Annotated in this window: 9 protein-coding genes; 3 read left to right on the forward strand and 6 right to left on the reverse strand. The window is 73.6% G+C overall.

Going from position 1 to position 13929, the window contains the following annotated elements; all coding sequences use genetic code 11:
* Position 1: 1 nt before the first annotated feature.
* Both ACMCNN_RS13195 and ACMCNN_RS13200 read right to left on the reverse strand, forming a co-directional pair.
* Positions 2 to 1402, reverse strand: coding sequence for an AMP-binding protein (locus ACMCNN_RS13195; protein ID WP_412747151.1), 1401 nt, complete (start codon positions 1400 to 1402; stop codon positions 2 to 4).
* Between the two features lie 74 nt (positions 1403 to 1476).
* Positions 1477 to 2151 (reverse strand): 4'-phosphopantetheinyl transferase family protein, encoded by a 675-nt coding sequence (locus ACMCNN_RS13200; RefSeq protein WP_412746488.1) that lies wholly within the window; start codon positions 2149 to 2151, stop codon positions 1477 to 1479.
* A gap of 126 nt (positions 2152 to 2277) precedes the next feature.
* Here ACMCNN_RS13200 and ACMCNN_RS13205 point away from each other — a divergent pair, with 126 nt between their 5' ends.
* The gene (locus ACMCNN_RS13205; RefSeq protein ID WP_412746489.1) at positions 2278 to 2601 is read left to right on the forward strand and encodes a putative quinol monooxygenase; all 324 of its coding nucleotides are present in this window, start codon (positions 2278 to 2280) and stop codon (positions 2599 to 2601) included.
* Here the strand turns inward: ACMCNN_RS13205 and ACMCNN_RS13210 are convergent.
* From ACMCNN_RS13210 to ACMCNN_RS13225, 4 genes are all read right to left on the reverse strand, one after another.
* Positions 2598 to 3941, reverse strand: coding sequence for a (Fe-S)-binding protein (locus ACMCNN_RS13210; RefSeq protein ID WP_412746490.1), 1344 nt, complete (start codon positions 3939 to 3941; stop codon positions 2598 to 2600). The two genes, ACMCNN_RS13205 and ACMCNN_RS13210, sit on opposite strands and share 4 nt — an antisense overlap.
* Positions 3941 to 5110, reverse strand: a complete 1170-nt coding sequence (locus ACMCNN_RS13215) for an FAD-binding oxidoreductase (protein ID WP_412746491.1) — start codon at positions 5108 to 5110, stop codon at positions 3941 to 3943. Before ACMCNN_RS13215 ends, ACMCNN_RS13210 begins: the two co-directional genes overlap by 1 nt.
* Positions 5110 to 6570, reverse strand: a complete 1461-nt coding sequence (locus tag ACMCNN_RS13220) for an FAD-linked oxidase C-terminal domain-containing protein (RefSeq protein WP_412746492.1) — start codon at positions 6568 to 6570, stop codon at positions 5110 to 5112. The genes ACMCNN_RS13215 and ACMCNN_RS13220 overlap by 1 nt, the downstream gene beginning before the upstream one ends.
* An 84-nt stretch (positions 6571 to 6654) precedes the next feature.
* Positions 6655 to 7803, reverse strand: coding sequence for a S1 family peptidase (locus tag ACMCNN_RS13225; protein WP_412746493.1), 1149 nt, complete (start codon positions 7801 to 7803; stop codon positions 6655 to 6657).
* A 257-nt stretch (positions 7804 to 8060) separates the two neighbouring features.
* Here ACMCNN_RS13225 and ACMCNN_RS13230 point away from each other — a divergent pair, with 257 nt between their 5' ends.
* The gene (locus ACMCNN_RS13230; RefSeq protein ID WP_412746494.1) at positions 8061 to 10904 is read left to right on the forward strand and encodes a M36 family metallopeptidase; all 2844 of its coding nucleotides are present in this window, start codon (positions 8061 to 8063) and stop codon (positions 10902 to 10904) included.
* 325 nt (positions 10905 to 11229) lie between these two features.
* Positions 11230 to 13890 (forward strand): pyruvate, phosphate dikinase, encoded by a 2661-nt coding sequence (gene ppdK, locus ACMCNN_RS13235; RefSeq protein WP_412746495.1) that lies wholly within the window; start codon positions 11230 to 11232, stop codon positions 13888 to 13890.
* Positions 13891 to 13929 lie beyond the last annotated feature (39 nt).

Raw genomic sequence — 13929 nt, forward strand, 5'->3', positions numbered from 1 at the left:
CTCAACCTCGGCCCAGCAGGGTCTTGCGTACCTTACCCATGGCGTTGCGGGGCAGTTCGGCGACGAACCGGACCTCGCGCGGCCGCTTGTGCGCCGACAGGGTACGCGCCACGAAGTCGATCAGCTCGGGCCCGCCCACCCCGTCGGCCACCACGTACGCGGTGATCTGCTCGCCCAGGTCGTCGTGGGGGGTGCCGACCACCGCCGCCTCCCGGACGGCCGGGTGCGCCAGCAGCGCGTCCTCCACCTCGCCCGCGCCGACGCGGTAGCCGCCGCTCTTGATGAGGTCGGTGGAGCGGCGCCCGACGATGCGGTGCCAGCCGTCGGGACCGATCGCGGCGATGTCGCCGGTGCGCATCCAGCCGTCGGCGGTGCGCGCCGCGGCGGTGGCGTCGGGGCGGTTCAGGTAGCCGTCGAACAGCATCGGGCCGTGCACCCACAGCTCGCCGATGGACTCGCCGTCGCGGGGCAGGTCGTGGCCCTCGTCGTGGACGATCCGGGTCCGCACCCCGGCCAGGGGGAGCCCGACGTGGCCGGGGCGGCGCTCACCGTCGGCGCGGCCGCTCACGGTGATCAGCGTTTCGGTCATGCCGTACCGCTCGACGGGGCGGTGGCCGCTCAGCGCGGCGAGGCGTGCGAACACCGGCACGGGCAGCGCCGCGCTGCCCGAGACGAGCAGGCGGGCACCGGACAGCGCGGCGGCCACGGCCGGGTCCGCGCACACCCGGGACCAGACCGTGGGTACGCCGAAGTAGAGGGTGCCGCCGGCCGCCGCGTACGCCTCCGGGCGGGGCCGTCCGGTGTGGTGCAGCCGGCAGCCGACCCGCAGCGCGCCCAGCACGCCGAGCACGAGCCCGTGTACGTGGAACAGCGGCAGCCCGTGCACCAGCACGTCGGCCGGGGTCCAGGCCCACGCGCCGGCCAGCGCGTCCAGGTCGGCCGCGACCGCGGCGTGCGACAGCACCACGCCTTTCGGGGCGCCGGTGGTCCCGCTCGTGTACATGATCAGCGCGGGGTCGCCGGGCGCGGTGCGGGCGGTGCCCGGTGTGCCGGTGCGCGACAGGTTCACCGGCACGACGGGCAGGGTGGTGGACGGCGGTTCGGCGGCACCGGTCAGCAGCAGCGTGGCGCCGGAGTCGGCGAGGATGTGGTCCGCCTCGGCCGGGCCCGAGTCGGGCGGCAGCGGCACCACGGCCGCGCCGCCCAGCAGCGCCCCGACCACCGCGACCACGGTGTGCAGGGTCGCGGCGGCGTGCACCGCGACGACCCGGGCGCCGCGCACGTCCGCGGCGACGGCGGCGGCCGCACCCAGCAGCCGCTCGGCGGACATCGCGTCGGCGCCGACGCGGATCGCGTCGGCAGCGTCCATCTCGGGCCGCGACAGCCCCGCCAGCAGGTCCATCCGCATGTCCTCTCAGTCCTCGTCCGCGGTCGCGGCCATCGGGATCGGGCTGGTCACGGCGGGCAGGATCCCGCTCAGTCCGCTTCCACCGTCACGGCCGTGAAGACCAGGTCCGCGCCGAGCAGGAACCGGCCGTTCAGCTCGGTCAGCGGCGCACCGCCGTCGCGGCGGGTGCCGGGGACGAGCAGGTCGGCGCGGAACGTGCCCGCGTCCGGGTCGATGCTCAGCCGGGCGTCCTCGAATCCCAGCCAGCGCCCGGTGAGCGGAAACCACGCCTTGTACACCGACTCCTTGGCGCTGAACAGCACCGTGCCCCAGGACCGGCCGGGGTGGGCGGCGGTGAGCCGGTCCAGCAGTTCGGGCTCGCCCGGCACGGTGATCAGCGGCTGGACCCCGTCGGGCAGCGGTCCGGCCCGCTCGGCGTCGATGCCGACACTGACGATCTCGCCGATCGGGGTGACCGCGGCCGCGCGGAACCCGGTGCAGTGGGTGATGCTGCCCGCCACGCCCGGCGGCCACACCGGCGATCCCTTGGGGCCGCGCCGGATCGGGGCGGGCGCGTGGCCGAGCCGGGCCAGGGCCTCGCGGGCGCACCGGCGGGCCGTCACGAACTCGCGGCGGCGGCCCTCCACCGCGTTGGCCACCAGGTCCTCCTCGCCGGGGAAGACCGGTTCGGTGCCGGGATCGCCGAAGGCCTCGACCGCCACCACCGTTTCCGGCAGCAGCCGGGCGAAGGTGGGTGGCGGCACCCCTGGATCCTGCCACGCCGCCGTCGCCGCGTCCGCCCGGCCCGGCGGCGGGCAGAATGAGACACCGCACGGCAGTGTGGACGACATCCGGGCCGCGGCGGTGCGGCGCCGAGAGGGGCGAATCAGATGATCTTCATTACGGCGAAGTTCCGGGTCAGGCCCGAGGACGCCGACCGCTGGCCCGCGATCGCGGCCCCGTTCACGGAGGCCACCCGCGCCGAACCGGGCTGCCTGTGGTTCGACTGGTCCCGCAGCATCGCCGACCCGACCGAGTACGTGCTGGTCGAGGCGTTCCGCGACGACGCGGCCGGTGCGGCGCACGTGAACAGCGCCCACTTCCAGCAGGCCCGGCAGGACCTGCCCCGGCACCTGGCCGAGACGCCGCGCATCATCAACACCACCCTCGACTCCGACGACTGGTCCGAGCTGGGGGAGATGGCCGTCGACTAGGTTCGCTCGCCCGTCAGCGCGGCGGCGGGCAGCCCGCGGATCGACGCGTCCAGCACCACCGCGGTGTGCGCCAGCCCGATCGTCGCGCCCCGCCGCCGCAGCGCCGCCGCGACCTGCATGAGGCAGCCCGGGTTCGCCGTCACCAGCAGCTCGGCGCCGGTGGCCAGGACGTCGCCGGCCTTGCGGTCGCCGAGCTGCGCGGCCGGTTCCGGGTTGAGCACGTTCCAGATGCCGGCCGAGCCGCAGCAGATCTCCGGGTCGGCGATCTCCCGCAGCCGCAGGCCGGGGATCGCGCGCAGCAGCTGCCGGGGCTGCGCCCGCACCCCTTGCGCGTGCCCGAGGTGGCAGGCGTCGTGGTAGGCGACGGTGACCTCCAGCCGTTGCCGGGGCACGGCCGGACCCAGCTCCACCAGCACCTCGGACAGGTCCCGGACCCGTGCGGCGAACTCGGCCGCCCGTGACGCGTACGCCGGGTCGTCGGCCAGCAGGTCGCCGTACTCCTTCAGCGACGACCCGCAGCCCGCCGCGTTGACCACCAGATAGTCCATGCCGGTGTCCGCGAACGTGTCGATGAGCGCCCGCGCGAACCGCCGCGCCTCCTCCGTCCGTCCGTTGTGGACGCTCAGCGCACCGCAGCAGCCCTGCCGCGCCGGGATCAGCACGTCGCAGCCCTCGGCGGCGAGCACCCGTACGGTCGCGGAGTTGACGTCCGGGAAGAATGCGCTCTGCACGCACCCGGTCAGCATGCCCACGACGGCCCGGCGTGGCCCCCGGGCGGGCACCCGCCGCGGCGGCCGCGGCACCGCGCTCAGTCGCGGGGTGAGCGATTCCAGGGTGGCCATGGTCGGTCCGAGGCGCTGCAGCAGCCCGGTGCGGGCCACCAGGCGTTGCAGCCCGCTGGCCCGGTACGCCCGTAGCGGCCCGCGCAGCAGCCGCAGCCGGTTCGGGTACGGGAACAGCGCGAAGATCGCCGCGCGCAGGGCGCGTTCCCACGCCGTACGGGGGTGCCGCCGCTCCACCTGCGCCCGGGTGGCCTCGATGAGCCGGTCGTAGCGCACCCCGGACGGGCACGCGGTCACACACGCCATGCAGCCCAGGCAGCGGTCGATGTGGGTCACCATCGAGTCGGTCAGCGGCTCACCGTCCAGCCCCTGCTGGATCTGGTGGATGCGCCCGCGCGGCGAGTCCGCCTCCTCGCCCCACAGCACGTACGTGGGGCAGGTGGTCAGGCAGAATCCACAGTGCACGCAGTCCGCGGCCAGCTCGCGCGAGGGCGGCTCGTGCGCGTCGAACGCGCCCACCACCGGCCCGAGCACGTCGCGTTCGGTCGCCTCGCTCATCAGATGCCTCCCACGAAACGCCCCGGGGCCAGCCGCGCGTCCGGGTCGAACTGCTGCTTGACCCGGCGCATCAGCGCCAGCCCGTCCACCGGACCCCACATGTCCACTCGCGCGCGGACCCCGGCGGGCGCGGTGAGCACCACCGCGTGCCCGCCCGCCTCACCGGCCGCCGCCCGCAACTCCGTCACCGCGTCGGCCGCCTCGTCCGGCGGTGTGTCCGCGGGCAGGCCCGCGTAGAGCACGCCGGTGCCGGCGGAGCCGCGCACCCGGGCCCGCGTGGCGGCGCGGGCCACCAGCGCGGGCACCCGCGACAGCGCCGCGGTCAGCTTGAGGCCGGTGCCGCCGGGCTCCCACGGGTACGTGCCCCACCAGTGCGGGCGTCCCGCGTCGTCGCCGAGGATCCGGGTCAGGGTGGCGACCCGGTCCCGTACCCCGGCCGGGGTGCCCTCGACCAGGACGGCGACCTCGCCGGACTCCGCGTCCAGCTCCACCGCGCTGGGCACCACCTGCGCGGCGTGGATCGCGGCCAGCGCGGCGGCGAGGTCGGGCGGTGCCGCACGGACGACGGCCTCGGCGCCGGGCAGCGGGTGCAGCCGGAACGCGCACCGGGTGATCAGCCCCAGCGTGCCGTACGCGCCGGTGAACAGCTTGGCCAGGTCGTACCCGGCGACGTTCTTGACGACCTTGCCGCCGGAGTGCGCGACGGTGCCGTCGGCACGGACCACGGTCATGCCGATGACCAGGTCGCGGGCCGTGCCGTACAGCTGGCGGCGGGGCCCGCTGGTGCTGACCGCGACCGTGCCGCCGACCGTGGCGCCCACCTCCGCCGTGTCCAGCGCGAGCTGCTGCCCGGCCGGGGTGAGGTGTTCGCGCAGGTCGGCCACCGGCGTGCCGGCCCGGACGACCACGATGAGGTCCCCGGCCGCGTGCTCGACCACGCCGGTGAGGCGGCGGGTGTCCACGATGAGGTCGAGCTCCCGCGGTGGCGCGCCCCAGTCCAGTTTGGTGCCGCCGCCGCGGAACGCCACGGCCAGGCCCGCGTCGGCCGCCGCCCGCAGCACCGCGGCGGCCTGCGCGGTGGAGGAGGGCGCGGCCACCAGCCGCGCCGCTACCCCCGCGACGGCGTCGTCGTCCTTCGCCGGCTCGGTCAGCTCGTCGAGGGCGGTCATCAGAAGACCTCCGCGAGTCCGGCCTCCTGCGCCGGATGCGCCCCCTTGCGCCGCCCCGGCACCTCCCCGCACAGCCGCGGGGTGGGGAACACCTTGCCCGGATTGGACAGCCCGTCCGGGTCGAACGCGCACCGCACGAGCTGCATCGTGTCCAAATCGTCGGCGGTGAACATGCGCGGCATGTAGCGCGCCTTGTCGACGCCGACGCCGTGCTCGCCGGTGATCGAGCCGCCGTGCTCGATGCACAGGTCGAGGATCGCGCCGGAGACCTGCTCGGCGCGTTCGGCCTCGCCGGGCACGGCGTCGTCGAACAGCACGAGGGGGTGCAGGTTGCCGTCGCCCGCGTGGAACACGTTGGCCACGCGGACGCCGTGCTCGGCGGACACCTCGCCGATGCGGCGCAGCACCTGCGGCAGCGCGGTGCGGGGGATCACCCCGTCCTGCACGATGTAGTCGGGGCTGATCCGGCCGACAGCGGCGAACGCGGACTTGCGACCCTTCCAGAACAGGGCCCGTTCGGCGTCGTCGGCGGCGATCCGCAGCTCGAACGCGTCGTTCGCCTCGCACAGCGCGGTGACCTGCGCGAACTGGGCCTGCACCTCGGCGGCCGGGCCGTCCAGCTCGACGATGAGTACGGCGCCCGCGCCGGGCGGGTAGCCGCAGTTCACGGCCGCCTCAGCGGCCTCGATGGCCAGCGCGTCCATCATCTCGACCGCCGCCGGTACGACCCCGGCGGCGATGATGGCCGAGGTCGCCGCGCCGGCCTGGTCGGTGCTCCGGAACGCGGCCAGCAGCGTACGGACGGTCTCCGGCCGCCGGACCAGCCGCACGGTCACCTCGGTGGCGATGCCGAGGGTGCCCTCGGAGCCGACGAACGCGCCGAGCAGGTCGTAGCCGGGGGTGTCCGGGGCGCGCCCGCCGAGCCGCACCACGTCGCCGTCCGGGGTGACGACGGTGGCGCCGGTGACGTGGTTGGTGGTGAAGCCGTACTTGAGGCAGTGCGCGCCGCCCGAGTTCTCCGCGACGTTGCCGCCGATCGAGCAGATCTGCTGGCTCGACGGGTCCGGCGCGTAGTAGTAGCCGTACGGCGCGGCCGCCTGGCTGACCTGCAGGTTGATCACGCCCGGTTCGACCACGGCCCGCTCGTCGTCCGGGGCGACCTCGATGATGGCCCGCATCCGCGAGGTCACCACGAGCACGCCCTCGGCGTGCGGCAGCGCGCCGCCGGACAGCCCCGTGCCGGAGCCACGCGCCACGAACGGCACGCCCGCATCCGCGCAGGCCCGTACGGTGCGGGCGAGTTCGGCCTGGTCGCGGGGGAGTACCGCCAGGGCGGGCACGACCCGGTAGTGGGTGAGGCCGTCGCACTCGTACGTGCGCAGCTCCTGGCGGTCACTGATGACGCGGTCGGGGCCGAGCTCGGCGAGCAGCCGCGCGGCCAGCGGGCCGATCCGGTCCATTCAGGTCCTCCCGTCGACGCCGCCCCACCGCCAACCTAGCGGTGCGGTGTCGGGTTGGGGAACCTATCGCCGTGAATGTCGTGGTCAACCCACCACGAGCGCCGCGGAGTACGCCGCGAGGATCTCGGCGACCGGCTGGAAGAACGTGGTCCCGCCGGAGGTGCAGTTCCCGCTCCCGCCGGAGGTCACCCCCTGCGCCTGGCGCCCGCTGACGTACGGACCTCCGGAGTCACCCGGCTCGGCGCACACCGTGGTGCGGGTCAGCTCGAACACGGTGCCCTGCGCGTAGTTCACCGTCTGGTTGCGCGCGGTGATGATGCCGCAGTGGTATCCGGTCGTCGAGCCGGACCGGCACACGGAGCTGCCGACCGGGGCGACCGTCGAGCCCAGCACGGACGACCCGCCCTTGATCTTGGAGGTGGGTGTCCAGCTGGCCAGGTTGACGGTGATCGACCCGTAGTCGTTGCCGGGGAACGACGTCCCGAACCGGGTGCCGATCACGGTCCGGTTGAACCCGGACCAGCTGGTCGCGATGTTGGTGCAGTGCCCGGCGGTCAGCACCAGATAGGCGCCGGTGGTGCGGCGGGCGGTGAAGCCCAGCGAGCACCGCGCGTTCCCGCCGTAGATGGCGTCGCCGCCGATCAGCTCGGCCAGGGGTGCCACCGCGGCCGCGCGGTAGTCCACCCGCAGGCCGGTGAGGCCGGCGACGAACCGGCGCACCGGTGCGGTCGGGCCGCGCCCGGTGGCCGTCACGACGACCAGGTCGGCGGCCTCGTCGACCCGCCACCCGGTGACCGAGCGGGGCGCGGTCCGCGCGTCGAGCACGCGCATGGTGGCGTCGAGCCGGGCGAGGCTGCGGGGCACCAGCCTGACCGCGGCGCCGGTGGCGCGGACCGAGGCGACGGCGGCGGGGTCGGTGACGCCGACGACGAGGTTCGCCGTGGCCGGGTCGAAGACCGCGCCACCGTACGCGGCGCCCGCCGCGCGCCGGGCCGCCGGAGCGATCAGGGCCGCGCGATACTCGGCGCGCAGCCGCGTCCGGGCCCCGGCCGGTGTCAGCCCGAGGTCGGTGGCCACCTGGTCGACCATCGCCCGCGACGGCACGGCGGCGGGATCGGCCGGGGTCGCGGCCGCCGCGGGTACGCCGAGAAAGCCGGCGGCGGTGACCGTGGCGAGCATGCTGACGGCGACCGCGGCGAACCGGCGGCGCCCGGGCGTGATGTCGTGGCTCATGGGGGCCTCCTCGCCTGCCCTGCGTCGGCCGCTCCGGGGCGCAGGACACGTCGCGAGGCGAAGCGGCACCTGATCGGCGTCCAGCCTAAATCCGCTCTTTAGATCATTTGTCGGAATAGCGGGACATGACGACCGCGCGCTCCCCGGTGGCGCGGCGATCGAAATCCGGCGGAGTTGTTAACCGGTTTCGTTCATCTATGAACGTTGATGGAGACGTATCGTCCGACGATCGGCACAGATCGATCTACGGAGGTACCGTGCGCAGACCCAGAAGGTCCGCCGTCGTCGGATTACTCGCCACCACACTGGTCATCACCGCCCCGATCGGCGCCGCGGCCAGTCCGCAACAGCCGTCCTCGGCCACGCCGTTGACCGGCGCCCCCACCGGCTCGGAGTACGACTTCGTCGACAACCGTCCCGGCACCGCGGCCCCATCCGCCGCCCAGCGCTCCCTGCTCCCCGGCGACGGGGTCGTCGCCCGCTGGAACCGGCTGGGCACCCCCGCCTCGCTGACCCCGACCACCCGGCGGACGCTGGCCGCCGGGCCCGCCGCCGACCCCGAGACGGTCGCCCGTCGTTACCTCAAGGGCAGCCAGGCGCTGTTCGCGCAGAACGCGACGGACGTCGACACCATGCAGACCGTCGCGAAGACGAAGGTCGGCGCGGGCACTGTCGTGCTGCTGCGCCAACGGTACGGCGGCCTGCCCGCCGCCCACGACGGCCTGGTGGCCGTGGCGGTCAAGGGCGGCGACGTCCTGCGGGTGACCTCCTCGCTGAGCCCGCGCACCGAGCGCCCCGCCCCCGCCACGCTCACCCCCGCCGCGGCACTGGCCAAGGCCCTCGCGGACGCGAAGATCCCCGGCGCAGAGCTGGCCCAGCAGCGGATCCGCCGGGTGGCCGTGCCGATGCCCGGCGCCGCCCCGCGCGCCGCGTTCGAGGTGGTCGTGCTCTCCCGCGACACGGACCACCCGCTGGGCTACACGACGTACGTCGACGCGCGCAGCGGTGCGGTGCTGATCCGCGAGAACCTGGTCAACTTCGACGCCGACAACCCGCGCTGGAAGGTCTTCCCCGCCACCCCGACCGGCACCTCGGACACCCGGCAGACCTGGTGCGCCCGCTCCGCCGCCGACTGCGCCCGCGCGGCGATCGACCCGGCGACCGGCCGGGACTGGGACATCGACCCGGCCACCGGCGCGACCTCGTCGACCACCGTCGGCAACTCGGCCGAGTCGGTGCGCTACTGGGGCAACGGCACCCCGCAGATCCCGGCCAGTGCCCGCCCCGACCGCAACTACACCTACCCGTTCACCAACCAGTGGAACGCCACCAAGTGCGACCCTGCGTCGCTGACGTCGGCGGACCAGGCCGACGTCGACGCCGCCACCGCGAACCTGTTCGCGATGCACAACCGGATGCACGACTGGGCGTACCACCTGGGCTTCACCGAGGCCACCTGGAACCTGCAGAAGACCAACGCCGGCCCGTACGGCAAGGGCGCCGACCCCGAGCACGGCAACGCCCAGCAGGGCGCCGCCACCCAGACCACCCGCAACAACGCCAACCAGTCCACCCCGCCGGACGGGATGCTGCCGGTCACGAACATGTACATGTGGCAGCCGTTCGCGGGTGCCGCGTACCCGCCGTGCGTGGACGGCGACTTCGACATGACAGTGATCGGGCACGAGTACACCCACGCCATCTCCAACCGGATGATCGCCGGGCCGGACGGCAGCATCACCTCGTCCCAGGGCGGTGCCATGGGCGAGAGCTGGTCCGACCTGATGGCGATGGAGTACCTGTACGAGAGCGGCTACACCCCGCGCGGCAACACCCCGTTCGTCACCGGCGCGTACGTGACCGGGGACAACGCCACCGGCATCCGCAATTACGACATGAGCAACAGCCCGCTCAACTACAGCGACTACGGCTACGACCGGTTCCCCGGCGTGCATCCCGACGGCGAGATCTGGAGCGCCACGAACGTCGACATCCGCCGCGCCCTGATCAACAAGTACGGCGCGGGCACCCGCGCACAGCAGGAGAGCTGCGCGACCGGCGCCACGCCGGTGACCGAGTGCCCCGGCAACCGCCGCTGGGTGCAGCTGGTCTTCGACTCGTTCCTGCTGCAGGCCACCGGTCAGGTCAGCATGCTGGACATGCGCGACAACATGATCACCGCGGACGCGCTGCGCTTCGACGGCGCCAACGCCGACCTGTTGTGGAACGCGTTCGCGGCGCGCGGTTTCGGTGCCGGCGCGGCCAGCGGCCCGTCCGACTCCGACCCGGCGCCCAGCTTCGCCTCGCCGGTGGTGGACAACATCGAGGTCACGTTCAAGCCGCTGGGCGACGCCACGGGCAAGCCGGTGCGGCTCTACATCGGCGACTACGAGTCCGGCGCGGTCCCGGTCGCCGACACCGACCCGGCCACCGCGATCCCGGACACGGTGACGCTCGCGCCGGGCACGTACCGGTTCTACGCGGTGGGCCGCGGTTTCGGCGGCAAGCGGTGGACCCAGACGCTGTATCCGGGCGCCAGCCCGGTCGTCGGTGTCGTGCTGCCCACGAACCTGGCGTCGTCCGCCTCCGGTGCCACGATCACCGGTGACGGTTCGGGGCTCGCCGCGCTCGCCGACGACGCCGAGGCCAGCGTGTGGAGCGCCGGCGGCGGCGCGGCCGGACGTCAGGTCACCGTGGACCTGGCCGGGGACACCGCCAAGCTGGTGTCCCGGGTGCAGTTGAGCACGTTCGGCGGCGGGTTCAGCGGGCTGCGCCAGTTCGAGGTGCTGGCCTGCGACGCCACCCGCGGCCAGGACTGCGCCACCGACGCCGGGTACCACAGCATCTACACCAGCCCGGCGGACGCGTTCCCGGCCGGGCAGTTCCGGCCGAAGGTGCCGCAGCAGATCCTGCGCTCGTTCACGGTACGGCCGACCCCGGCCACCCACGTGCGCCTGCGCACCCTGCAGAACCAGTGCACCGGCAACCCGCTCTACGCCGGGGAACAGGACAACGACCCCCGGGGTGCCACGGACTGCGCTACGGCGTCCGCCGCCGCCCAGTCGGTGAACGCCGCGGAGTTCCAGGTCTTCAGCAGCTGAGCCACCGGGCCCGCCCGCCGATCCGGCGGGCGGGCCCATTCACCGGTGCCCCGGAAATTGACCGGCAATGGGTCGAGGGGCGAAAGAACAGCGATTCTTCCATCCCCCCTCCCCTTCCAATTCCGGCGCGAATGCGCCAGCGGTACCCCCGCTGACCTGGGTTCTTGCGTGTTCGTGCGCGGTGGAAGCGCTTTCCGAGCAGCAAGCGTTGATCGCCTGTGCAGTCAGTCTCAAAGCATTTCGGGCATGTTTGAACGATGCCTAACATGCGGAATCCCGTGGGACTCTCACCGGAAGAAAACGCGGCGCTGCGGAGGAGGCAATCATGGCCGAGACGTTCGTGTACGACTTCGCCGACGGCAACCGGGACCTCAAGGACCTGCTCGGCGGCAAGGGCGCGAACCTGGCCGAGATGACGAACCTGGGGCTCCCCGTGCCGCCGGGCTTCACCATCACCACGACCGCCTGCCGCCGCTACCTCGCCGACGGGCACCGCCCCGACGGGCTCGACACCCAGATCGCCGAGCACCTGGCGAGCCTGGAGGCCGCCATGGGCCGCCGCCTCGGCGACGCCACGGACCCGCTGCTGGTCTCTGTACGCTCCGGCGCCGTGCACTCCATGCCCGGCATGATGGAGACCGTCCTCAACGTCGGCCTCAACGACGACTCCGTGACCGGGCTGTCCGCGCAGGCGGGCGGCAACGACAGGTTCGCGTGGGACTCCTACCGGCGCCTGATCCAGATGTTCGGCAAGACCGTCTGCGACGTGCCGGGCGAGGACTTCGAGGAGGCCATCGCCGAGGCCAAGCGCGCCAAGGGCGTCCGCGACGACCTGGCACTGGACGCCGACGACCTGCGCGGTCTCGTCACCAAGTTCAAGAAGATCTTCGTGAAGCACACCGGGCACGACTTCCCGCAGGACCCGCGCGAGCAGCTCGACCTCGCCATCGAGGCGGTGTTCCGCTCCTGGAACGCCGAACGCGCCGTGCTGTACCGCCGCCAGGAGCGCATCCCCGCCGACCTGGGCACCGCGGTGAACATCTGCTCCATGGTCTTCGGCAACCTGGGCGCCGACTCCGGCACCGGCGTCGCGTTCACCCGCGACCCCGCCACCGGCGAGCCCGGCGTGTACGGCGACTACCTCGCCAACGCCCAGGGCGAGGACGTCGTCGCCGGGATCCGCAACACCGTGCCGCTGCAGGACCTCGAACAGCTCGACAAGAAGTCCTTCGACGAACTGATGGGCATCATGTCCACGTTGGAGGAGCACTACCGCGACCTGTGCGACATCGAGTTCACCATCGAACGCGGCAAGCTGTGGATGCTGCAGACCCGGGTCGGCAAGCGCACCGCCGCGGCCGCGTTCCGGATCGCTGCCGGGCTGGTCGCCGAGGGCCGCATCGACCTGGATGAGGCGCTGCGCCGGGTCTCCGGCGCCCAGCTGGCCCAGCTGATGTTCCCGCGCTTCGACCTGTCCAGTGAGCCGACCCCGCTGACCCGCGGCGTCGGTGCCTCGCCGGGCGCCGCCGTGGGCCAGGCCGTGTTCGACTCGCGTCGCGCGGTCGAGCTGGCCGCCGACGGCGTACCGGTGATCCTGGTCCGCCGGGAGACCAACCCCGACGACCTCGCCGGGATGATCGCCGCCCAGGGCATCCTCACCTCGCGCGGCGGCAAGACCAGCCACGCCGCCGTGGTGGCCCGCGGCATGGGCAAGACCTGCGTCTGCGGCGCGGACGAGCTGGAGGTCGGCCGGGACGCGTTCACGGTCGGCGGCACCCGCATCGAGGAGGGCCAGGTCGTCTCGATCGACGGCACCACCGGCCGGGTGTACCTGGGTCCGGTGCCGGTGCGCCCGTCCGAGGTGGTGCGCTACTTCGAGGGTGAGCTGGCCGCCGAATACAGCGACGACCCGCTGGTCGCCGCCGTACACCTGATCATGTCGCACGCCGACGCCCAGCGGCGGCTGCGCGTGCGCACCAACGCCGACACCGGCGCGGACGCGGCCCGCGCGCGGCGCTTCGGCGCCGAGGGCATCGGCCTGTGCCGCACCGAGCACATGTTCCTCGGCGACCGCCGCGAGCTGGTGGAGCGCCTGATCCTGGCGGCCACCGACACCGAGCGGGCGGACGCCCTGGCCGCCCTGCTGCCGTTGCAGCGCGCCGACTTCGTCGAGATCCTGCGCGAGATGGACGGCCTGCCCGTCACCGTCCGGCTCATCGATCCGCCGCTGCACGAGTTCCTGCCGTCGCTGGAGGACCTCGCGGTGCAGGTCGCGGTCGCGCACGAGCGCGGCGAGGACGCCGGGCGTACAGAGGAGATGCTGGCCGCGGTGCGGCGGATGCACGAGCAGAACCCGATGCTGGGCCTGCGCGGCGTACGTCTCGGCCTGGTCATTCCGGGCCTGTTCGCGATGCAGGTCCGCGCGATCGCCGAGGCCGCCGCGACGCTGGCCCGTGAGGGCCGCGACCCGCGGCCCGAGATCATGGTGCCGCTGGTCGGCGCCGTGCAGGAGCTGGAGACGGTACGCGCGGAGGCCGAGAAGATCATCGCCGAGGTGATCGGCGATGCCGGGGTGACCGTCCTGATCGGCACGATGATCGAGGTCCCGCGGGCGGCGCTGACCGCCGGGCAGATCGCCGAGGCCGCCGAGTTCTTCTCCTTCGGCACCAACGACCTCACCCAGATGGCCTGGGGCTTCTCCCGCGACGACGTGGAGGGCGCCTTCTTCTGGAAGTACCTGGAGCTGGGCATCTTCGGCATCTCACCGTTCGAGTCGCTGGACCGGGACGGTGTCGGGCGCCTCGTGCGGATCGCCGTGCAGGAGGGCCGGGCGGCCCGTCCGGACCTGAAGCTGGGTGTGTGCGGCGAGCACGGCGGCGACCCCGAGTCTGTGCACTTCTTCCACGAGGCGGGGCTGGACTACGTGTCCTGCTCCCCGTTCCGGGTACCGGTGGCGCGGCTGGAAGCCGGCCGCGCCGCCCTCTGAACTGAACGGGCCGCGGTCAATGGAGACCGCGGCCCGTTC

Origin of the sequence: Krasilnikovia sp. MM14-A1004, assembly GCF_047159485.1 — a bacterium.
In the GTDB taxonomy this organism is placed as follows: domain Bacteria; phylum Actinomycetota; class Actinomycetes; order Mycobacteriales; family Micromonosporaceae; genus Actinoplanes.